Below are 19776 nucleotides of genomic sequence, written 5' to 3' on the forward strand. Positions count from 1 at the left end.
TGCCAGATCGTTGCCTCCCGGCTCTTCGGGCAAGGCGAAAGCATCCGCAAGGTTCTATCGGCATTTCCGGGTGAGAGACCACCTTTCCGGCACGGCCTTTATGTGCTCCACCACGGGCATGACTTGGCATTCCAGAGCGGACCGGTCCGGTGACTGAGGCTGGCGGGGTTCCGCCCGAAATCGCCGCGTGGTTCGATGTGCGGGGGTGGCGCGTGCGGCGCCATCAGGCCGGGATGCTGGCGGCGGCGGATGCCGGGCGGCACGCGCTGCTGGTGGCCGATACCGGGGCGGGCAAGACGCTGGCGGGGTTCCTGCCGACGCTGGCGGCGTTCTGCCCTTCGCGGCTGGGCGCGGCACCGCCGCCGGAAGGGCTGCACACGCTCTATGTCTCTCCGCTGAAGGCGCTGGCCCACGATGTGCAGCGCAATCTGATTGCCCCCATCGAGGACATGGGCCTGCCCATCCGGGTCGAGACGCGCAGCGGCGATACCCCGTCCGATCGCAAGGCACGCCAGCGCGCGCGCCCGCCGCATGTGCTGCTGACGACGCCCGAATCGCTGTCCCTGCTGCTCAGCTATCCCGAGGCGCCGGAGCTGTTCGCGGGCTTGCGGCGGGTGGTGATCGACGAGGTTCATGCTTTCGCCGCAGGTAAGCGCGGCGATCTGCTGGCGCTCTCGCTCGCCCGCTTGCAGGCGCTGAGCCCCGGTTTGCAGCGCGCCGCGCTCTCGGCGACGCTGGCCGATCCCGATGCCTATCGCGGCTGGCTCGCGCCCTGGGGGGATATCGGCAGCACCGCGCTGGTGGAAGGCGAGGAGGGCGCCGATCCGCAGGTGGAGATCCTGCTCCCGCGCGAGGAGCGCATCCCGTGGAGCGGCCATGCGGCGACCTGGGCGATCCCGCAGCTCATCGAACAGATCGCCGCGCACCGCACCACGCTGGTCTTCACCAACACGCGTTTTCTGGCCGAATATATCTTTCAGGAACTGTGGTCCGCAAACGCGGCGAACCTGCCGATCGGCATCCACCACGGCTCGCTGTCGAAAGAGGCACGGCGCAAGGTGGAAGGCGCCATGGCGCGCGGCGAACTGCGCGCGCTCGTCTGCACCGCCAGTCTCGATCTCGGCATCGACTGGGGCGATATCGATCTGGTGGTGCAGATGGGGGCGCCCAAGGGCTCTTCGCGCCTGTTGCAGCGGATCGGACGCGCCAATCACCGGCTCGATTGTCCGAGCGAAGCGTTGCTGGTGCCGGGCAACCGCTTCGAATTCCTTGAAGCTTTCGCCGCGCAGCAGGCGGTGCGCGAGGGGCAGCGCGATGGCGAACTTTTCCGGCGCGGCGGGCTCGACGTGCTGGCGCAGCATGTCATGGCCATGGCCTGCGCCGGGCCGTTTCGCGAAGCGGCGCTGCTGGACGAAGTGCGCTCCTCGCAGGCCTATGCCTGGGTGGACGAGGCGGTGTTCGCCCGCGTTCTGGAATTCGTGGCGACGGGCGGTTACGCGCTGCGCGCCTATGACCGCTTCCGCCGCATCGTGCGCGAGAAGGACGGAACCTGGCGGCTGACGCACCCGGAACATGCCGCGCGCCACCGGCTCAATGCGGGGATCATCGTCGATGCCGAGATGCTGGAAGTGCGCTTCCGCAACGGTCGTTCGCTGGGCCGGGTGGAGGAGGGTTTTGGCGCCAGCCTGAAGCCGGGCGATACCTTCCGCTTCGCCGGGCTCGATCTGGAAGTGGAATCGCTCAAGGATCTCGACCTTGTCGTGCGCGCGGCGCGGCGCTCCGCGACGATCCCGAGCTATATGGGCCAGCGCATGCCGATCTCCACCCATCTGGCCGGGCGGGTGCGGGCGATGCTGGCGGACCGGGCAGGCTGGGCACGCTTCCCTGACGATGTGCGCGAATGGCTGGAAGTGCAGGACTGGCGCTCGCACCTGCCCGCGCCCGGGCGCCTGCTGGTGGAGAGCTTTCCGCATCAGGGGCTCGCCTATACGAGCTACTTCACGTTCGAAGGCTGGAACGCCAACCAGTCGCTGGGCATGCTGATCACGCGGCGGATGGAGGAGCGGGGGCTGGGGCCGCTGGGCTTCGTCGCCACCGACTATACGCTGGTGATCTGGGGGCTGAAGCCGGTGGAAGACCCGGCATCGCTGCTCTCGCCCGATATCCTGACGCACGAATTCGTGGACTGGGTGCAGCAAAGCTATCTGCTGCGCCGGGCTTTTCGCGAAGTGGCGGTGATTTCCGGGCTCGTCGAGCGCCAGCATCCTGGCAAGCGCAAGTCCGGGCGGCAGGTCACGTTCTCCACCGATCTCATCTACGACGTGTTGCAGAAGTACGAGCCCGATCACTTGCTGATCGAAGCTGCCTGGGCCGATGCGCGGGCGCGGATGACCGATGTCGCGCGCGTGGCCGACGTGCTCGACCGGGCCGCACGCGAGGTGGATCATGTGCAGCTTGACCGGATCAGCCCGCTGGCCGTTCCCGCGCTTTCGATGATCGGGCGCGAAAGCCTGCCTTCAGGCGCGGCGGATGACGACCTGCTGGTGGAGGCCGAGAGCCTGGCGGCGATGGCGATGCGGGTGGACCCGCCGTCCGGTGATGACGGCGGGCTCTGACACCGTTTATTTGCCGAACTGGCGGTGCCGTTCGTTGCCGACGAAACCGAAGCGGGTAACGCCAGAGGCCTTGATCGTATCGACCACGCGCAGGGCCTGATCATAGCTGGCGTCGGCTTCGGGTTCGAACTGGAGTTCGGGTTCTATCGGCATGCGCATAGTCTGGTGCAGCAATGCTGCAAGCTGCGGTCCGGTAACGGCCACGCCGTTCCAGAGCACCTGGCCTTGCCCGGTAAGCACGACCTTGTTCTTGACGCTATCGGCCGCGAGCGGTGGCGGAGTGCTCTTTCCCGGCAGGTCGATGTCGACGCTGTTGGTGGCGGCCGGGATGGTGATCACGAACATGATCAGCAGCACCAGCATGACATCGATCAGCGGCGTGGTGTTGATCGCAGCGATGGGATCCTGGGGAACGGCAGGCGCGGCAGATGCCATGAGCAAAGTCCTTTCTGACTGCTCCGCGCCGGGAGGCACTCTACCGTCTTTTCGGGCAACAAAAAAGGGGCGGATTGCTCCGCCCCTTCGTGGGATCGTCGAAAGATCCGATCGGGTTCCGGCTTACTTGCCGAATTCCGAGAACTGCTCGTTGCCGACGAAACCGAACTTGGTCACGGCCGAGGCCTTGATGACCTGCAGAACCTGAGCCGACAGCTCGTAGCTGGCGTTGGGCTCGGGCTGGAACTGCAGTTCGGGCTCCGGATCCATGCGGGTGGTCGCCTGGAGCGTGGTCAGCAGACGCTGAGAACCGATCTGGGTGCCATTCCACATGATCTTGCCGTCAACGGTGAGAACCACCTTGTTCTTGACCGGGTCGATCGGAGGAGGGGTGTCCGTCGGAGGGGTCGCGACCGGCAGGTCGATGTCGATCGAGTGGGTCGCAACCGGGATGGACATGATGAACATGATGAGGAGGCAGAGCATGACGTCGATCAACGGCGTCGTGTTCATCTCCATCATCGGTGCGCCATCGTCGCTGCCGCCTGACATTGCCATGGAAAGTTACTCCTGTTCCTGCCGAAACGTCACGCGTTCGGGTCGATCGGGTTGGTGATGAAACCAACCGTCGGGTAGCCCGAGACCTGGACGTTGTAGATCGCGCCGGCAATGCACCGCCACGGTGCGTTGACGTCACCGCGGATGTGAACCTGCGGAATCAGATCCGGATTCGCCATCAGCTGCTCGGGGCCGCCTGCGCGCTTGACGATGTTGTCGAGGCGCTTGAAGGCTTTGTCGCGCAGTTCCTTCGAGGTGACCGGCGTGATGTTGTTGAAGTAGATGCGGCAATCGCCGTTGCGCGATGCACCCTCGTAACCGGGCTCACCTGCACTGCGGCCGGCATCATCGGTGGTCGAGACGGTGAGAAGAAGGTTTTCAACCTTGTCCTTCGATTCGACGGCCACGATGACCGGAATGTGAAGCTTTTCGATCGTCTGGATCGCGACCGGGACCGCGATGAGGAAGATGATCAGCAGCACCAGCATGACGTCGACGAGCGGCGTCGTGTTGATGTCGGACATCGGTGCGTCTGCACCGCCTCCGCCCGTGGATATCGCCATAGTCTTATCCTAATCCTTGCGTTGCCTGGGGGAGGGCGGCGGATGGCGCATGCAACATACCGCCGCCTGTATCCCCTGCGGGAAAGCGGAACCGGATGTCCGGCTCCGCAGACCCGTGCTCCTTACGACTTGGCCGGAGCGGCAGCCGGCTTGGCAGGCGCGGCAGGCTTGGCCGGAGCAGCGGCCATGGCGGGCTTGACGGCGCCGCCCGAGGCGATGTTGGCAAGGACGTCGGTCGAGAAGCCGGTCAGCAGCTCGGCGATGCGCTTGTTGCGGGCCTGCAGGTAGTTGTAGGCGAGAACGGCGGGAACGGCGACGAGCAGACCGAGCGCGGTCATGATCAGAGCTTCACCGACCGGGCCGGCAACCTTGTCGATCGAGGCCGAACCGGCGAGGCCGATGGCGATCAGGGCGCGGTAGATGCCGACAACGGTACCGAACAGACCGATGAACGGTGCGGTCGCGCCGACGGTGGCGAGGAAGGGCAGGCCGCCGGCGAGGCGGGCGTTGATGGTGGCTTCCGAGCGGGCCAGCGAACCGTGCAGCCAGTCGTGCGATTCGGTCGGGTCCTTGAGCTTGGAAGCTTCTTCTTCAGCCTTCACGCCGTCGTCGACGATCTGGCGCCATGCGCTGTTCTTCTCAAGCTTGGTGGCGCCTTCCTTCAGGGTCGGGGCCTTCCAGAACGAGGTGCGGACGGCGTTGAACTGGCGGATGATCTTCGACTGTTCGAACCACTTGGTGAACAGGATGTAGAACGAGCCGAACGACATGATGCCCAGGATGATCACAGTGGCATAGGCAATGAAGCCGCCCTGTTCGAGAGCCTGAACGAAGCCGAATTTGTTCTGCGGTGCAGCTTCACCGGCAGCGGCAAGAATATCAACGATAAGCATGCGAATTACCTCTCAAGAAGAATGCAGGATAGGACCGGAGCCAGGCGCTCCGATCGGAGCCGTCAATTAGTTAAGCCTGTAAACGATCGCAGTGGAATAGCTCCCACTGGTCGGATTGCCCGCAGCGTCGAGGGCCGGATTGAAACGGGCATAACGGGTCATGCCGTCACAAGCCGCCTCGTCCAGATCGGAGCTGCCGCTGGAGCTGGTCACCGAGCAGGAATCGACGCGGCCATCACTGTTGATCGTGACGCGCACACCGACGCGGCCTTCACGCTCTTCACGCGCAGCGCGGGTCGGATAGTTTGCCTGGATACGGGCTGCCCACCGGTTCTGCCCCTTGGGCGACACACCACGAGCCTTGGACGGCGCCGGAGGCGGCGGCGGAGGCGGCGGCGCTGCAGTCTGGATGACTACGGGCGGCGGAGGCGGCGGGGTGATCACGGTCTGCACCGGCGGCGGGGCCGGAGCAATGTTGATCGGCGGCGGCGGCGCCACGATGGGCGGCGGCGGCGTATCTTCTTGCTTCGGAGGCGGCGGCGGGGGCTCTTCCTCCTTCGGTTTCTCTTCCTTGATGTCTACCGTCGTTACCTTGCTGATCACCTTCTTCGCCGCCTCATAGGCAAGACCCGTGACCAGGGCGTAGCCGACGAAGACATGGATCAGCGCGACAATGACAAGCGCAGTAATCTTGTTACCGCTCATTTGCTGGTCAGCGTAAGCCATTCAGACCCTTCACTCCATTACCAAGCCCCGGAACAAGTCCAAACATGAACGAGCCCAAGGGCGCCCATGACCTCCCCCCAGAAGCGGAGCCCATGACGAAACTCTAAATTACCCACCCTGACGGCTGACAGTCCACCAGCCGTAAGCGTGCGACGGGCAAGCGGACCGAGGAGCATTTTTGTATTATTCGCCCCGTTTCGCGAGTTTCCTTAGCGGCGATGCCCACCCTGCGCAACGCCTTATCGGCAATGCAAGGGTTAACCCGCAATTCATGCAGGGGTATGCCAAAGTCCATTCGCGCGATTTTGTGCCCGTTCCGGCAGGTGCTTATAACCTGCCGCTTTTCCACGGAGACAGTTGTTGATGCCAGTCAAATCGAACCCCCTCCTGGCGGCGCTGAGCGGTGCGATTCTGGCGGTTTGCGCAGTTCCGGCCGCAGCCCAGCCGGCCGGTCCGCAGGACCCCGGGCCGACGTTCGCGGACATTGCCGATCTGGCCGATTCGGCCGGTCTGGTGGTGCTGGTGGAAGTGGCGAAAATGTTGCGTGTGGAAAACGAGCGGGCACCGGGACTCCAGCCGGGCTATGGCCGCTTCTACATCGAGGCAAAGACCCGCGCCTTGCTGACCGGCAGTGCGCCGCTGGGCGAATCGGTCAAATACCTTGTTGACCTGCCGCTGGATGCGCGAGGCAAACCGCCCAAGTTAAAAAAACATAGCGTGTTTTTGTTCGCCCGCGCGGTTCCCGGGCACCCCGGCGAGCTGCAGCTGGTCTCCCCCACCGCACAATGGGAACGCACTGCCGCAGGCGAAGCGCGGCTGCGCCGTGTGCTCCAGTCGCTGGTCTCGCCCGATGCGCCCGCCAAGGTGACCGGGGTGCGCGAACTCTTCTACGTTCCCGGAAATCTGGCCGGGCAAGGCGAAACGCAGATATTCCTCAAGACCGAAGACGGTTCTGCCGCTTCGATCACGGTCCGCCACGATGGCAGCGGCCCGCCGGTCTGGGGCGTGTCGTTTTCGGAGCTGGTGGCGGACATGGGGCGTCCTCCCCAGCCCGGCACGCTGACCTGGTATCGCCTGGCCTGCTTCCTGCCCAACATGCCGCCGCCGGGCGCGAACGTGTCCGATGGCTTTGCCGCGAAAAGGCAGGCGGAAGCCGACTACCGCATGGTGCTAGGCGAACTCGGCGTGTGCCGCCGCAATTTGTCCTGACGGCCCGGCCCCGTGTGAAGGCGCTGGAAATTCGTCCGCGCCTGCCCTAGGGCGCGCTCCCGAAAGGGAGCACTATGGCTGAACCGCTCAAAATCGCACTGGCTGGTCTGGGAACTGTTGGAACGGGAGTCGTCCGTCTCATCGAGACGAACGCGGACCTGATTGCGCGCCGCGCCGGGCGGCCCATCCGCATTACCGCCGTAAGCGCGCGGGACCGGAGCAAGGACCGCGGTGTGGATCTGTCCCCCTATGCCTGGGAAGACGATCCGGTGGCGATGGCGGCGCGCGGCGATGTCGATGTGGTGGTGGAGCTGGTCGGCGGTTCCGATGGCCCGGCACTGGCTCTGGCGCGCGGGGCATTCAAGCACGGCAAGGGGCTTGTCACGGCCAACAAGGCGATGATTGCCCATCATGGCCTGGAACTGGCCGCGAGCGCGGAGCAGACGAGTGTGCCGCTCAAGTTCGAAGCCGCCGTGGCCGGGGGCATTCCGGTCATCAAGGGGCTGAGTGAAGGCGCGGCGGCCAATGCGATAGACCGGGTCTACGGCATCCTCAACGGCACCTGCAACTACATCCTCTCGACCATGGAAGACACGGGCGCGGACTTTGGCGACGTGCTCGCCGAGGCACAGCGTCTGGGCTATGCCGAGGCCGATCCCACGTTCGACATCGAAGGCATCGACGCCGCGCACAAGCTGGCGATCCTGGCGTCCATCGCGTTCGGCGCGCGGCTGCGGTTCGATGCAGTTGAGACGATGGGTATTTCGCGGGTCAAGGCTGCGGACATCGAACAGGCCCGTGCGCTGGGCTATGTGATCCGGCTGATCGGCACGGCGGAAATCGACCGCGGCGAAGGCGTGCCGCGTCTGCTCCAGCGTGTGCGGCCGCATCTGGTGCCTTTCGATCACCCGCTGGCCCACGTCGATGGAGCGACCAACGCTGTCGTGGCTGAGGGCAATTTCATGGGCCGCCTGCTGTTTCAGGGGGCCGGTGCCGGTGATGGCCCGACCGCGAGCGCGGTGGTCGCCGACATCATCGACATCGCCCGGGGCGAGAAAGGCGCGGCGTTTTCGATGCCCGCGGGCGATCTGGAAGCGATGGAACCGGCACCGACCGGCCACCGCCTCGGCCGGTCCTACATCCGCTTCACGGTTCCCGACCGTCCGGGCGTGCTCGCCGATATCACGGCGGCCATGCGCGATGCGGGCGTTTCGATCGAAAGCCTGATCCAGAAGGGCGATCCGGACGATGACGGCGAAGTGATCCTGGCCCTTGTCACCCATGAAGTGCCGGAAAGCGCCGTGAGCGAAGCCATGCGGATTCTGGAAGGATCGCACAGCCTGACCGCCCAGCCGCTGGTGATGCAGATCATCGGCGATTGAGGCCTAGCCTGGGACCGGTTCAGCGCGCGCGCATTTCGCCCTTGGCGATCTTGTCCGCGTCCGAACCGGCCGGGGCCTCGGGAATCTCCGACAGATCGATGATGTAGGGCACAGTGACGCTGCCGAAGGAAGCCGTCGCCTTGCCCTTGAAGATACCCGCACCCGCGACATCGGGCGTATGCAGCCGGCCATCGTCGAGCGCTTCCGGCGAATTGGGATCCAATTCCGCAGTGGACTTGACGCGGAATTCCTCTTCGTCGGGGGCGCAGACCACGATTTCGCCCTGCTTGATGGTGCGCAGGCAGTGATTGCGCGAACGGTCGGGCGTGATTTGCCCCGTACCCAGCATATTTTCGGCTATGGCACGGTCCTCTTCACTCACATTGCCCGGCGTTTTGTCCGCCGTTTGAGCCATCGCCGGGGCGGGGGCGATTGCTGCAATAGCGAAAAGGACTTTCCAGCTTCTCGACAATTTGAATTCCTCTGTCTAAGCGGGCCAAACCTTTCCTCCCAGGATTAATCCGGAGTGAACATGTCTGAAAAGCCGACTCCCGCAAGTAAAGTCCTTGATCGCGTTCTTGTTCTCGAAATGGTTCGGGTTACCGAAGCTGCTGCGATTGCTGCTTCGAACCTGGTCGGCCGAGGCGATGAGAAGGCTGCTGATCATGCCGCTGTCGAAGCCATGCGCAAGGCTTTTGATGAACTCTACATGGATGGCACGGTTGTCATCGGTGAAGGCGAGCGGGATGAAGCCCCGATGCTCTTCATTGGCGAGAAGGTCGGTGGCGCACCCGGCAAGGGCCCCAAGATCGATATCGCGCTCGATCCGCTGGAAGGCACGACGATCACCGCCAAGGCCGGTCCGAACGCGCTGGCGGTGCTGGCGGCGGCCGAAGAAGGCGGCCTGCTCAATGCGCCCGATGTCTATATGGACAAGATCGCGGTTGGCCCCGGCTATCCGGAAGGGGTGATCGATCTCGACAAGAGCCCGACGGAGAACGTTAAGGCCGTGGCCGCGGCCAAGGGTGTGAAGCCGGAAGACATCATCGTCTGCGTGCTCGACCGTCCGCGCCATGAGGCGCTGATCGCCGAACTGCGCGGCCTGGGCTGCGGCGTGGTGCTGATCGGTGACGGCGACGTGGCCGGTGTGATCGCGGTGACCGACGAGAACACCACGATCGACATGTACATGGGCTCCGGCGGCGCGCCCGAGGGCGTTCTGGCCGCGGCGGCGCTGCGCTGCGTCGGCGGCCAGTTCAACGGCCGCCTGCTGTTCCGCAACGATGACGAGCGCGGCCGCGCCCGCAAGTGGGGCATCACCGATCTGAACAAGATCTACAAGCTGGAAGAGCTGGCCAAGGGGGACTGCATCTTTGCCGCCACCGGCGTGACCAGCGGCTCGCTGCTCGATGGCGTCAAGCATCTCAAGGGCGGCAGGATGACCACCGAAAGCGTGGTGATGCGCGCCAGCTCCGGCACGGTGCGCTGGATCAAGGGTGAGCACCGCACGGTCTGACCGGCCGGTGTGACCTGTCAATTTGCAAAGGCCGGGGCTCTTGAACCCGGCCTTTTCTGTACCGGCTGCCGGTGAAAACGGTGCGCGCTCTATTGCAATCGCATGACGCATGGCTAGAGGCGGGCGCGGCCAGCCAGCACCTCCGGCCACTTGTTTGAGGGATTCGCCATGAAGATCATGTCCGGTAACAGCAACCTTCCGCTTGCCCGCGCGATTGCGGGATATCTGGAACTGCCGCTTACCGATGCCAGCGTGCGCCGTTTCGCCGACGAGGAGATCTTCGTCGAGATTCACGAGAACGTGCGCGGCGAGGATGTCTTCGTGGTGCAGCCCACCAGCTATCCGGCGAACGACAACCTGATGGAGCTGCTGATCTGCATCGACGCGCTGCGCCGTGCCTCGGCCAAGCGCATAACGGCGGTGGTGCCCTATTTCGGCTATGCCCGCCAGGACCGCAAGCCGGGCCCGCGCACGCCGATCTCGGCCAAGCTGGTGGCCAACCTGATCACCGAGGCCGGCGCGGACCGCGTGCTGTCGGTCGATCTGCATGCCGGGCAGATCCAGGGTTTCTTCGATATCCCGACCGATAACCTCTTCGCGGCGCCGGTCATGGCGGCCGATATTCAGGCCCGCTACGGCGACCAGTCGCTGATGGTGGTTTCGCCCGACGTCGGCGGCGTGGTGCGCGCCCGTGCGCTGGCCAAGCGTCTCGACAATGCGCCGCTGGCCATCGTCGACAAGCGCCGCGACCGTCCTGGCCAGTCCGAAGTGATGAACATCATCGGCGACGTGAAGGGCCGGGCCTGCATCCTTATCGACGACATCATCGATTCGGGCGGCACCCTGTGCAACGCGGCGCAGGCGCTGCTGGACGAGGGCGCGGCCAGCGTCACGGCCTATATCACCCATGGTGTCCTGTCCGGTGCGGCGGTTTCGCGCGTCAGCAATTCGGCGCTGAAGGAACTGGTGATCACCGATTCGATCCAGACCACCGAGGCCGCCAAGCAGTCCGACCGCATCCGCGTGCTGACGATTGCCCCGCTGGTCGGCGAGGCGATTCGCCGCATCGCGGACGAGAGCTCGGTTTCCAGCCTGTTCGATTGATATCTGCGGGCCCGGCCCGGTAGCGCTGGGCCTATTCCCAGGGCCGCGCGGCGCCAGGTGCGATCCGCTTGAGCGCTTCCAGTCTGCGGGCCTGGCGCGATTCGAGCGCAAGCGTGAGAATCGGCTGCGGCGCTTTCACGAACTGGCGCGGCGACATGCCGAACAAGGCCGTGAATTCGTGGATCAGGTGGCTTTCGTCGTAATAGCGAAGAGCCATTTCCTCCCCCTCGTCCGAATCGGCCACGCCGCGCAGGTGACTGGCCATATCCAGCGCACGGGCCCGGCGCATCACTTGCTTGGGCGACATCCCGAAATCGCGGTTGGCCACGCGTTCCAGCTTGCGGCGTTCGACACCGCATAGCTGGGCCGCTTCGCTGACGGACATCCCGGGATCGCTGAAAGTGATCTCCTCGAAGCGGGCGGCTACCGGATCGGGCAGCGCGCCCTCCATGTGTTCCACCCGCCTGCGGATGAGGCTCTCCAGCGTTTGCAGCCAGTCTTCGGGCATGCCGTCGGGCGGCAGCATCGACAGAACCTTGTCCGAGGGCATGGCGACGGCCGTCGTGGGGATCAGGCGGTCGATGAAGTCGCTCAGCTTCGGTCCGCGCAAGGCCGTGCAGGCGCCTGGACGCAAGGAAACGCCAACACTGATGAAGCTGCCGGTGACCGTCACCGGCATCCGCTTCGACTGAGGGCCGAAGAACAAGGCCGCCTGGCCGAACTCCTCGTGCCCGGTTGCGGTTTCGGCCGTCCACGCACCGGCGAGCTGAATCCGCACGCAGGCCGTATCGTTGAACAGCCCGCACGACAGCGTGTAGCCGTCCGGAGCGGCGACTTTGGTTACGTAAAGGCGTGCGATCCACGGCGCCAGATCGGGCGCGGGCGCGCGGTTGTAGGACAGGGGCTGCCCATCCTTCGTCAAGCCTTGTTCCGGCGCGATCGTTGGATCGAACGCCGGGCGTTTATTGTGGTTCATGCCCCCACTCTTGCTGCGACCCCTTGGAAATCCGCATTACGTCGCGTGAAACACTCGTGCAACGTGGGAAAACCCACATAGGGGTGTTGTTCCCTACCATTAAATTACAGGTTCGCCGAATATGGAGCCGCACCTTGACCGGAGTGCCGCGCCATGCGCACAGGGCAGGCATGAAGATCGAACAGGACATCGCCCTTGCCGTCCGGCTCGCCGAAGCGGCCGGTGCTGCCATCCGTCCGCATTTCCGCAGCGGTCTTGATGCCGAGCGCAAAGCGGATGCCTCGCCGGTGACGATAGCCGACCGCGCGGCCGAGGAAGCCATGCGCGATATCCTGCAGGCCGAAGTGCCGCAGGATACGATCATCGGCGAGGAGTTCGGCACGAAGGAAGGTTCCTCGAAACGCACGTGGGTGCTCGATCCCATCGACGGCACCGTGTCCTTCATTGCGGGCCGTCCGATCTTCGGTACGCTGATCTCGCTGCTGGTCGATGGCTGGCCGGTGCTGGGCATCATCGACCAGCCGATTCTGGGCGAACGCTGGATTGGCGCCAGCGGGCAGCCGACCACCTTCAATGGCAAGCCGGTGCGCACCCGTGCGTGCCGCGAACTGTCCGGCGCCATGCTGGCGACCACCGGGCCGCATTACTTCGACGATCATCAGGGCGAGCACTTCATGGCGCTGGCCGCGCGCACCGATCACCGCCGGATGATGATGGGCGGCGATTGCTACAACTACGGGCTGCTGGCGAGCGGGCAGATCGATCTCGTCTGCGAGGCAGGCCTCAAGCTGCACGACTGGGCGGCGCTGGTGCCGGTCGTCGAAGGTGCGGGCGGCACGATGTGCGACTGGAACGGCGATCCGCTCCATGCCGCATCGGAAGGGCATGTGCTGGCGATCGGCGATCCGGCGCGGCTGGAGGACGTGGTCGAAGCGCTGGCCTGCCAGCATTGAGCCGCCCGGCGCGTCTTTTCGTCTACGGCACGTTGCAGCCGCAGGCGGGGACGCGCATGGCCCGCTGGATCAAGGGGCGGCTGGTGCGCAGCGAGGCGGCCTGTGTACCCGGCCGCCTCTTTGCCGTTCAGGGGGGCAACGGCTGGTTTCCGGCGCTGGTGCCTGCGAAGTCCGGCAGCCGGGTGCAGGGCACGCTGTGCGAACTTGCTCTGGCGCTGGGCGATCTCTCGCTGTTGGACCGCTATGAAGGGCCAGAGTACCGCCGTGCCTGCCTGCCCGTGCAAACGGGCGGCGGGGGGAGCGTCCCGGCGCAAGTTTATCTGTGGCGCATTGGCTTGCCGCCGGGTGCTCCGGCGATTGCCGGGGGTGATTTCGCGGACTGGCTGCGGCGCACGCGGCGCCAGCCGTTCTCGACCTTGCGCAACGGGGCATGAGCAGGCGGGGCTTTGCACTCTTGCCTTTCGCCCCTTCCCGCACTAAAGGCCCGCCCTTCAATCGACACGACTTGAGTCTTTCACAAAGAGATTCGCGGGCCGGTCTGGCGAAAAGGGCTGCCAGGGCCGGTGGGACGTGTCCCTGAACAGGAGACGAAAATGCCCAAGTTGAAGACCAAGAGCGGCGTGAAGAAGCGCTTCAAGCTCACTGCCACCGGCAAGGTGAAGCACGGCGTGGCCGGCAAGCGCCACCGCCTGATGAGCCATAACGGCAAGTACATCCGCCAGAATCGCGGCACCGAAGTCATTTCCGACGCCGATGCCAAGACGATCAAGAAGTGGGCGCCCTACGGGCTCAACTGAGGAGTACTGACCGATGAGCCGTATCAAGAGGGGTGTCACCACCCGCGCCAAGCACAAGCGTATTCTGGACCAGGCCAAGGGCTACCGCGGCCGCCGCAAGAATACGATCCGCGTTGCTCGCCAGGCCGTCGAAAAGGCCGGCCAGTACGCCTACCGCGACCGCAAGGTTAAGAAGCGCAGCTTCCGCGCCCTGTGGATCCAGCGCATCAACGCTGCCGTCCGCGCCGAAGGCCTTACCTACTCGCAGTTCATGCACGGCGTTAAGCTCGCCGGCATCGAGCTGGACCGCAAGGCGATGGCAGATCTCGCGATGAACGAAGGCGCGGTCTTTACCGCCGTCATCGCGCAGGCGAAGGCAGCGCTGCCGGCGTAAGCCTGGCACGAAGGTTTCGTTTTACAGCGCGATCCGAAAGGGCGTGGCCGGCAAGTGCGGGCCGCGCCCTTTTCGCGTCATCTTGAGGCGCCATTGCGATTCGCGAGAGGAAGTGAAGTGAGCGACATCGAAAACATGAAGGCCGAACTGCTCGGCGCGATCGACGGGGCGGCCGACCTCGCGGCGGTTGAGGCGATCCGCGTTGCGGCGCTGGGCAAGCAGGGTTCGGTCTCCGGCCTGCTCAAGACGCTGGGCAAGATGAGCCCGGAAGAGCGGCAGGCCGAAGGGCCGAAGATCCACGGCCTGCGCGAGGCGGTGACGGCGGCGCTGGCCGCGCGCAAGGATGCGCTGGAAGCGGCCGCGCTCGAAGCGAAGCTGGCGGCCGAGACCATCGACCTTTCGCTCCCCGCGCCGGAACTGCCGCGCGGTTCGGTGCATCCGGTCTCGCAGGTGATGGACGAACTGGCCGAAATCTTCGCCGACATGGGCTTTGCCGTCGCCACCGGGCCGGAGATCGAGGACGACTGGCACAACTTCACCGCGCTCAACATGCCCGAAAGCCACCCGGCGCGCGCGATGCACGATACCTTCTATTTTCCTGACCGGGACGAGGCGGGCCGCGAGATGGTGCTGCGCACGCACACCTCGCCGGTGCAGATTCGCACGATGCTGGCCGAAGGCGCGCCGGTGCGCATCATCGCGCCGGGCCGCGTCTACCGCTCGGACAGCGACGCCACGCACACGCCGATGTTCCACCAGATCGAAGCGCTGGTGATCGACCGGGACATTCACCTCGGCCACCTCAAGTGGACGCTGGAAACGTTTCTGAAAGCCTTCTTCGAGCGCGACGATATCGTCCTGCGCCTGCGCCCCAGCTACTTCCCCTTCACCGAGCCTTCGGTGGAAGTGGACGTGGGCTATGCCAATGAAGGCGGACGCCGCGTGGTCGGCGGTTCGGGCGATGCGCCGGGCCATGCCTGGATGGAAGTGCTGGGCAGCGGCATGGTCAACCGCCGCGTCGTCGAGGCGGGCGGGCTCGATCCCGACGAATGGCAGGGCTTCGCCTTCGGCATCGGCGTCGATCGCCTCGCCATGCTGAAATACGGCATGGACGATCTGCGCGCCTTTTTCGACGGCGATGTCCGCTGGCTCTCCCACTACGGCTTCTCCGCCCTCGACGTGCCGACCCTTTCGGGCGGTGTCGGCACGCCAGCCTGAGCGGAAGGAAAGAACACATGAAATTCTCGCTCTCCTGGCTCCAGCAGTATCTGGAAACCGATGCGACGGCCGAAGAGGTCGCCGCCAGGCTCAACGCCATCGGCCTCGAAGTCGAAGGTATCGAGGACCCGGCCGAAAAGCTCGCGGGCTTCCGCGTGGCCAAAGTGCTGACCGCGGCGAAGCATCCCGATGCGGACAAGCTGCAGGTGCTCAGCGTCGATACCGGCGACGGCCAGCCGCTGCAGGTGGTCTGCGGCGCGCCCAATGCCCGTGCCGGTCTGGTCGGCGTGCTGGGCCTGCCGGGCGCATCGGTTCCGGCGAACGGCATGGTCCTGCGCAAGTCCGCCATTCGCGGCGTCGAATCGAACGGCATGATGTGCTCGACGCGCGAACTCGAACTCGGCGAGGATCACGACGGCATCATCGAACTGCCCGAGGATGCGCCGGTGGGCACGCCCTTTGCCGAATACCACGGCGCCGATCCGGTGATCGACGTGGCGATCACGCCCAACCGGCCGGACTGCATGGGCCTCTACGGCATTGCCCGCGATCTGGCGGCGGCGGGCCTCGGCACGCTGAAGCCGATCGAACATCTCGACATTCCCGGCGCCTTCCCGTGCCCGGTCGAGATTCGCACTGACGATCCCGAGGGCTGCCCGGCGTTCTATGGCCGGGTTATCAAGGGCGTGAAGAACGGCCCCTCACCGCAGTGGCTGCAGGACCGGCTCAAGGCCGCCGGACAGCGCCCGATCTCGGCACTGGTCGATGCGACCAACTACGTGATGCTGACCTATGGCCGCCCGGCGCACGCCTATGATCTGGCCAAGCTGAATGGCGCGGTTTTCGCCCGCCGCGCGCAGGACGGCGAGACGGTGCTGGCGCTCAACGAGAAGGAATACACGCTCGATTCGGACATGACCGTGATCGCCGACGACAGCGGCGTGCACGACATCGCCGGGATCATGGGCGGTGAGCATTCGGGCTGCGAGGACGGGACTACCGATATCCTGCTCGAAATCGCCTATTTCGATCCCGAGCGGATTGCCCGGACCGGCCGCAAGCTCAATCTCACTTCGGATGCGCGCGCGCGGTTCGAGCGCGGCATCGATCCGGATTTCCTCGATCAGGGTCTCGCGCATCTGACCAAGCTGATCCAGACGCTGTGCGGCGGTGAGGCCTCGGGCGTGGTGCGGGCAGGTGCCGCGCCCACGGCGCCGAAGGTGGTCCAATTCGATCCGGCGCTGACCGGGAAGCTGGGCGGCGTTGCGGTTCCGCTTGAGGAACAGCAGCGCATTCTCGAAGCGCTCGGCTTCACGGTCGTGGCGGGTGAGGCCTGGGCCGTTACCGTGCCCGGCTGGCGCCCCGATGTGGATGGCGCGCCCGATCTGGTCGAGGAAGTGGTGCGCATCCACGGCCTCGACAAGGTCGAGAGCGTGGCCTTGCCGCGCACCGATGGCGTCGCCCGGCCGACCGCCACTCCGGCGCAGAAGCTGGAGCGCCGTGTGCGCCGCGCCGCAGCCGCGCGCGGACTGCACGAGGCGGTAACATGGTCGTTCCTGCCGCAGGCCGAAGCCGATGTCTTCTCCGAGGGGAATGGCGGGTTGTGGACCCTGTCCAACCCGATCAGCGAGGACATGAAGGTCATGCGTCCCTCGCTGCTGCCGGGGCTGCTCTCGGCGGTGAAGCGCAATCTCGATCGCGGGGCGTCTTCGCTGCGGCTGTTCGAACTCGGCCGCCGCTATCTGCGCGGCAAGGCCGGAGCGAGCGACGAGCGCATGACGCTGGGCGTAGTGCTTGCGGGCGAAAAGGCCCCGCGCGGCTGGGCGACGGGCAAGGCGGTACCGTTCGATGCCTATGACGCCAAGGCCGAAGCGCTGGCGCTGCTGGCCGATGCCGGGGCTCCGGCGGACAAGCTGCAGGTCATGGGCGAGGCCGGGCCGCAGTTCCATCCCGGCCAGTCGGGGACGCTGCGGCTGGGCCCCAGGAACGTGCTCGCACGCTTCGGCATGCTGCATCCCACGGCAGCCAGGCAGTTCGACATCGAGGGCCCGGTGGCCGTGGTGGAGATCTATCTCGATGCCATCCCCGGCAAGAAGGGCGCCGCCACTTTCGCGCGCAGTTCCTACGCGCCGCCCGCGCTGCAGGCGGTGACGCGCGACTATGCCTTCCTCGTCCCGGCAGACCTGCCGGCGGGAGATCTGGTGCGCGTGGTGCAGGGCGCGGACAAGGCGAACATCGTTTCGGCCCGCCTGTTCGACGATTTCCGCGGACAGGGCGTTCCCGAAGGGCAGAAATCGCTGGCACTGGAAGTCACACTCCAGCCGCTCGAAAAGAGCTATAAGGAAGACGACCTCAAGGCGATCACTGCCAAGGTGACGGCCGCTGCCGCCAAGCTCGGGGCCGTGCTGAGGGGGTAAATCCCCTTCGCATCGTCATTGCGAGGCCCGAAGGGCCGTGGCAATCCAGAGCGCGTGGTAACCGCCCTGGATTGCTTCGCTCCGCTCGCCATGGCGAATGCGGGCGCGCGGGAACCTGAATGCGAAGCCTTAGGAGATCGCCGGTGCCGGAAATGGAATTCGTGACCATCAGTTCCGGCGATCTCACCGCCCGGATCCATCCCTTCGGCGCCGAACTCTGGTCGCTCGCCGATGCGCAGGGCCGCGAGTTCATGACCGATGGCGATCCGGCTTTCTGGCCGGGCCATGCGCCGCTGCTGTTCCCCATAGTGGGCGGCCTCCATGCGAATCGCTACCGGCTGGACGGGCAGGAATACGAACTGCCCCGCCACGGCTTCGCGCGCCGTTCGGCTTTCGAAACGGTGGAGGCGGCCGAGGGCCACGCCTGCTTTCGCCTGCGCGACAGCGCGGAAACGCGCGCGGTCTATCCTTTCGCCTTCGCGCTGGAGATGGCTTTCGCGCTGGACGGCACGACGCTGCATATGGCCGCGACCGTGCGCAATACCGGCGATGCGGCGCTGCCGTTCAGCTTCGGCTACCATCCGGCTTTCGCCTGGCCCCTGCCCGGCGATGCGGACAAGGCGGACCATGTAATCGCTTTTGCCAGCCCCGAGCCGCAGCCGGTGCGTCGCGTCGATCCGGTGACGGGCCTGCTGCTGCCGGAGGGGGAGCCGACGCCGGTCGAGGGGCATCACCTCGCGCTCGATCCCGCGCTGTTCGAAGCGGATGCGATGATCTGGACCGATATGGCCAGCCGCTCGCTCACCTTCGGCACGCCCGGCGGGGCGCAGCTTGCCGTGGCGTTCCCGGATACGGCGATGCTGGGGCTCTGGCAGAAGCCCGGCGCGCCGTTCCTGTGCATAGAGCCCTGGCAGGGCCATGCCGACCCGGTTGGCTTTTCGGGCGATTTCCGCGAGAAGCCGGGGATCGTGAATCTGGCCCCCGGCGCGGCCCGCACCTTCCGCATGGACGTGACGGTGCTGACAGCCGATTGAATGGGCGCCTAAATAGGAGCTTGCCATGAAGACCGTTCTCGTCACCGGCGCCACTGCCGGTATCGGCGAAGCCTGTGCCCGCGCATTCGTGGAGGCCGGCTGGAAGGTGATCGCCACCGGCCGCCGGGCGGAACGGCTCGAAGCGCTGGTCGAGGAACTGGGCGCGGACCGCGTGCACCCCTGCGTGTTCGATGTGCGTGACGAAGAGGCCCGCGATGCCGCGCTCGCGGCCTTGCCGGAGGGTTTTTCGAAGATCGACTGCCTCGTGAACAATGCCGGCCTCGCGCTGGGCACCGAAAAGGCGCAGGACGCCGATCTCGCCAACTGGAAGACGATGATCGATACCAATGTCACCGCGCTGGTCTCGCTCACCCACAAGCTGCTGCCCGCGCTGATCGAGAGCAAGGCGGTGATCGTGAACCTCGCTTCGGTGGCGGCGACTTATCCGTACACCGGCGGCAACGTCTATGGCGGGACCAAGGCTTTCGTGCGCCAGTTCTCGCTGGGCCTGCGGTGCGATCTGTCCGGCACTGGCGTGCGCGTGACCTCGATTGAGCCGGGCATGGTGGAAACTGAATTCACGCTGGTGCGCACCGGCGGCAATCAGGAGGCCTCGGATACGCTCTACGGGGGAATGCGTCCGCTGGATGGGCCGGATATCGCCGCAACTGTGCTCTGGGTCGCCAGCCAGCCGCCGCATGTGAACGTCAACACGCTGGAAGTGATGCCCGTGGCGCAGTCCTTCGCGGGCTTTCAGGTGGCGCGGGACGCATAGGATTAACACGCGCCTTCCCGTTCGTGTCGAGCCCTTCGTCATGCTCAGGATAAACTTCGGGCTTTTAGCCCGAAATCGAGACACGCTGACACCGGGCTAACGTGTCTCGACTTCGCTCGACACGAACGGTGGGGTGCAACAGTGATTGGCGCCAGACATTGCGGTAAGCCGCGCCCGCCAGTAAAGGCGCGCGGATGAGCAATTCGCGCCGTACTTTCGCTATCATCTCGCA

The 19776-nt window shown here is 65.5% G+C and carries 20 protein-coding genes; 13 read left to right on the top strand and 7 right to left on the bottom strand.

The genetic code is table 11. The features are described from left to right. The first annotated feature begins 149 nt into the window (after positions 1-149). On the top strand, positions 150-2615 hold the full coding sequence (locus MTR66_RS10480) for a ligase-associated DNA damage response DEXH box helicase (protein WP_243920659.1): 2466 nt from the start codon (positions 150-152) through the stop codon (positions 2613-2615). Between the two features lie 6 nt (positions 2616-2621). On the opposite strand, the gene MTR66_RS10485 is transcribed toward MTR66_RS10480, so the two are convergent. The 5 genes from MTR66_RS10485 to MTR66_RS10505 all read right to left on the bottom strand — a co-directional run bounded on the left by MTR66_RS10485 (position 2622) and on the right by MTR66_RS10505 (position 5790). Then, positions 2622-3050, bottom strand: coding sequence for an ExbD/TolR family protein (locus MTR66_RS10485; protein WP_243920661.1), 429 nt, complete (start codon positions 3048-3050; stop codon positions 2622-2624). 123 nt (positions 3051-3173) lie between these two features. After that, entirely contained in the window at positions 3174-3608 is a 435-nt protein-coding gene (locus MTR66_RS10490; protein ID WP_243920663.1) for an ExbD/TolR family protein, read from the bottom strand. Between the two features lie 29 nt (positions 3609-3637). Then, a complete protein-coding gene (locus tag MTR66_RS10495) occupies positions 3638-4171 on the bottom strand; it encodes an ExbD/TolR family protein (RefSeq protein ID WP_243920665.1) in 534 nt (177 codons plus the stop codon). Positions 4172-4293: 122 nt separating this feature from the next. Continuing rightward, positions 4294-5064, bottom strand: a complete 771-nt coding sequence (locus MTR66_RS10500) for a MotA/TolQ/ExbB proton channel family protein (protein WP_243920667.1) — start codon at positions 5062-5064, stop codon at positions 4294-4296. Between the two features lie 66 nt (positions 5065-5130). Continuing rightward, positions 5131-5790 (bottom strand): energy transducer TonB, encoded by a 660-nt coding sequence (locus MTR66_RS10505; RefSeq protein WP_243920669.1) that lies wholly within the window; start codon positions 5788-5790, stop codon positions 5131-5133. 363 nt (positions 5791-6153) lie between these two features. Between MTR66_RS10505 and MTR66_RS10510 the strand changes: the two genes are divergently transcribed. Both MTR66_RS10510 and MTR66_RS10515 read left to right on the top strand, forming a co-directional pair. Further along, positions 6154-6999 carry a hypothetical protein gene (locus MTR66_RS10510; protein ID WP_243920671.1) on the top strand — a complete coding sequence of 282 codons (846 nt, stop codon included), beginning with the start codon at positions 6154-6156 and terminating at the stop codon, positions 6997-6999. Between the two features lie 74 nt (positions 7000-7073). Then, a complete protein-coding gene (locus MTR66_RS10515) occupies positions 7074-8381 on the top strand; it encodes a homoserine dehydrogenase (RefSeq protein ID WP_243920674.1) in 1308 nt (435 codons plus the stop codon). A 19-nt stretch (positions 8382-8400) separates the two neighbouring features. Here MTR66_RS10515 and MTR66_RS10520 read toward each other — a convergent pair whose 3' ends face one another. Beyond that, complete coding sequence (locus MTR66_RS10520; RefSeq protein ID WP_243920676.1) at positions 8401-8796, bottom strand: hypothetical protein; 396 nt, start codon at positions 8794-8796, stop codon at positions 8401-8403. 117 nt (positions 8797-8913) lie between these two features. Between MTR66_RS10520 and glpX the strand changes: the two genes are divergently transcribed. Beyond that, positions 8914-9897, top strand: coding sequence for a class II fructose-bisphosphatase (gene glpX / locus MTR66_RS10525; protein ID WP_243920678.1), 984 nt, complete (start codon positions 8914-8916; stop codon positions 9895-9897). A gap of 168 nt (positions 9898-10065) precedes the next feature. Further along, the gene (locus tag MTR66_RS10530; RefSeq protein WP_243920680.1) at positions 10066-11001 is read left to right on the top strand and encodes a ribose-phosphate pyrophosphokinase; all 936 of its coding nucleotides are present in this window, start codon (positions 10066-10068) and stop codon (positions 10999-11001) included. 31 nt (positions 11002-11032) lie between these two features. On the opposite strand, the gene MTR66_RS10535 is transcribed toward MTR66_RS10530, so the two are convergent. Continuing rightward, complete coding sequence (locus MTR66_RS10535; RefSeq protein WP_243920682.1) at positions 11033-11977, bottom strand: helix-turn-helix domain-containing protein; 945 nt, start codon at positions 11975-11977, stop codon at positions 11033-11035. 170 nt (positions 11978-12147) lie between these two features. On the opposite strand from MTR66_RS10535, the gene hisN reads away from it, so the two are divergent. The 8 genes from hisN (at position 12148) to MTR66_RS10575 (ending at position 19544) form a co-directional block, all read left to right on the top strand. Then, entirely contained in the window at positions 12148-12930 is a 783-nt protein-coding gene (gene hisN, locus MTR66_RS10540) for a histidinol-phosphatase (RefSeq protein ID WP_243920684.1), read from the top strand. After that, positions 12927-13364 carry a gamma-glutamylcyclotransferase family protein gene (locus MTR66_RS10545; protein ID WP_243920686.1) on the top strand — a complete coding sequence of 146 codons (438 nt, stop codon included), beginning with the start codon at positions 12927-12929 and terminating at the stop codon, positions 13362-13364. Before hisN ends, MTR66_RS10545 begins: the two co-directional genes overlap by 4 nt. A 159-nt stretch (positions 13365-13523) precedes the next feature. After that, on the top strand, positions 13524-13727 hold the full coding sequence (gene rpmI, locus MTR66_RS10550; RefSeq protein WP_021232722.1) for a 50S ribosomal protein L35: 204 nt from the start codon (positions 13524-13526) through the stop codon (positions 13725-13727). A gap of 13 nt (positions 13728-13740) precedes the next feature. Next, entirely contained in the window at positions 13741-14100 is a 360-nt protein-coding gene (gene rplT, locus MTR66_RS10555) for a 50S ribosomal protein L20 (RefSeq protein ID WP_243920688.1), read from the top strand. 135 nt (positions 14101-14235) lie between these two features. Next, the gene (gene pheS, locus MTR66_RS10560) at positions 14236-15318 is read left to right on the top strand and encodes a phenylalanine--tRNA ligase subunit alpha (protein WP_243920727.1); all 1083 of its coding nucleotides are present in this window, start codon (positions 14236-14238) and stop codon (positions 15316-15318) included. Positions 15319-15335: 17 nt separating this feature from the next. Beyond that, entirely contained in the window at positions 15336-17735 is a 2400-nt protein-coding gene (pheT, locus tag MTR66_RS10565) for a phenylalanine--tRNA ligase subunit beta (protein ID WP_243920689.1), read from the top strand. A 152-nt stretch (positions 17736-17887) separates the two neighbouring features. Beyond that, positions 17888-18769, top strand: coding sequence for an aldose 1-epimerase family protein (locus MTR66_RS10570; protein ID WP_243920691.1), 882 nt, complete (start codon positions 17888-17890; stop codon positions 18767-18769). Between the two features lie 25 nt (positions 18770-18794). Next, positions 18795-19544 carry an SDR family NAD(P)-dependent oxidoreductase gene (locus MTR66_RS10575; protein WP_243920694.1) on the top strand — a complete coding sequence of 250 codons (750 nt, stop codon included), beginning with the start codon at positions 18795-18797 and terminating at the stop codon, positions 19542-19544. Positions 19545-19776 lie beyond the last annotated feature (232 nt).

The sequence above is a fragment of the Novosphingobium beihaiense genome (genome assembly GCF_022832375.1).
Taxonomy (GTDB): Bacteria; Pseudomonadota; Alphaproteobacteria; order Sphingomonadales; family Sphingomonadaceae; genus Novosphingobium; species Novosphingobium beihaiensis.

Bases quoted from the DNA above. Each gene is read 5' to 3' on its own strand.
- glpX (WP_243920678.1), top strand. From the start codon at position 8,914: ATGTCTGAAAAGCCGACTCCCGCAAGTAAAGTCCTTGATCGCGTTCTT.
- pheT (WP_243920689.1), top strand. From the start codon at position 15,336: ATGAAATTCTCGCTCTCCTGGCTCCAGCAGTATCTGGAAACCGATGCG.
- pheS (WP_243920727.1), top strand. From the start codon at position 14,236: ATGAAGGCCGAACTGCTCGGCGCGATCGACGGGGCGGCCGACCTCGCG.
- MTR66_RS10490 (WP_243920663.1), bottom strand. From the start codon at position 3,608: ATGGCAATGTCAGGCGGCAGCGACGATGGCGCACCGATGATGGAGATG.
- MTR66_RS10505 (WP_243920669.1), bottom strand. From the start codon at position 5,790: ATGGCTTACGCTGACCAGCAAATGAGCGGTAACAAGATTACTGCGCTT.
- MTR66_RS10530 (WP_243920680.1), top strand. From the start codon at position 10,066: ATGAAGATCATGTCCGGTAACAGCAACCTTCCGCTTGCCCGCGCGATT.
- MTR66_RS10535 (WP_243920682.1), bottom strand. From the start codon at position 11,977: ATGAACCACAATAAACGCCCGGCGTTCGATCCAACGATCGCGCCGGAA.
- rplT (WP_243920688.1), top strand. From the start codon at position 13,741: ATGAGCCGTATCAAGAGGGGTGTCACCACCCGCGCCAAGCACAAGCGT.
- hisN (WP_243920684.1), top strand. From the start codon at position 12,148: ATGAAGATCGAACAGGACATCGCCCTTGCCGTCCGGCTCGCCGAAGCG.
- MTR66_RS10495 (WP_243920665.1), bottom strand. From the start codon at position 4,171: ATGGCGATATCCACGGGCGGAGGCGGTGCAGACGCACCGATGTCCGAC.
- MTR66_RS10500 (WP_243920667.1), bottom strand. From the start codon at position 5,064: ATGCTTATCGTTGATATTCTTGCCGCTGCCGGTGAAGCTGCACCGCAG.
- MTR66_RS10575 (WP_243920694.1), top strand. From the start codon at position 18,795: ATGAAGACCGTTCTCGTCACCGGCGCCACTGCCGGTATCGGCGAAGCC.
- rpmI (WP_021232722.1), top strand. From the start codon at position 13,524: ATGCCCAAGTTGAAGACCAAGAGCGGCGTGAAGAAGCGCTTCAAGCTC.
- MTR66_RS10520 (WP_243920676.1), bottom strand. From the start codon at position 8,796: ATGGCTCAAACGGCGGACAAAACGCCGGGCAATGTGAGTGAAGAGGAC.
- MTR66_RS10570 (WP_243920691.1), top strand. From the start codon at position 17,888: ATGGAATTCGTGACCATCAGTTCCGGCGATCTCACCGCCCGGATCCAT.
- MTR66_RS10515 (WP_243920674.1), top strand. From the start codon at position 7,074: ATGGCTGAACCGCTCAAAATCGCACTGGCTGGTCTGGGAACTGTTGGA.
- MTR66_RS10485 (WP_243920661.1), bottom strand. From the start codon at position 3,050: ATGGCATCTGCCGCGCCTGCCGTTCCCCAGGATCCCATCGCTGCGATC.
- MTR66_RS10510 (WP_243920671.1), top strand. From the start codon at position 6,154: ATGCCAGTCAAATCGAACCCCCTCCTGGCGGCGCTGAGCGGTGCGATT.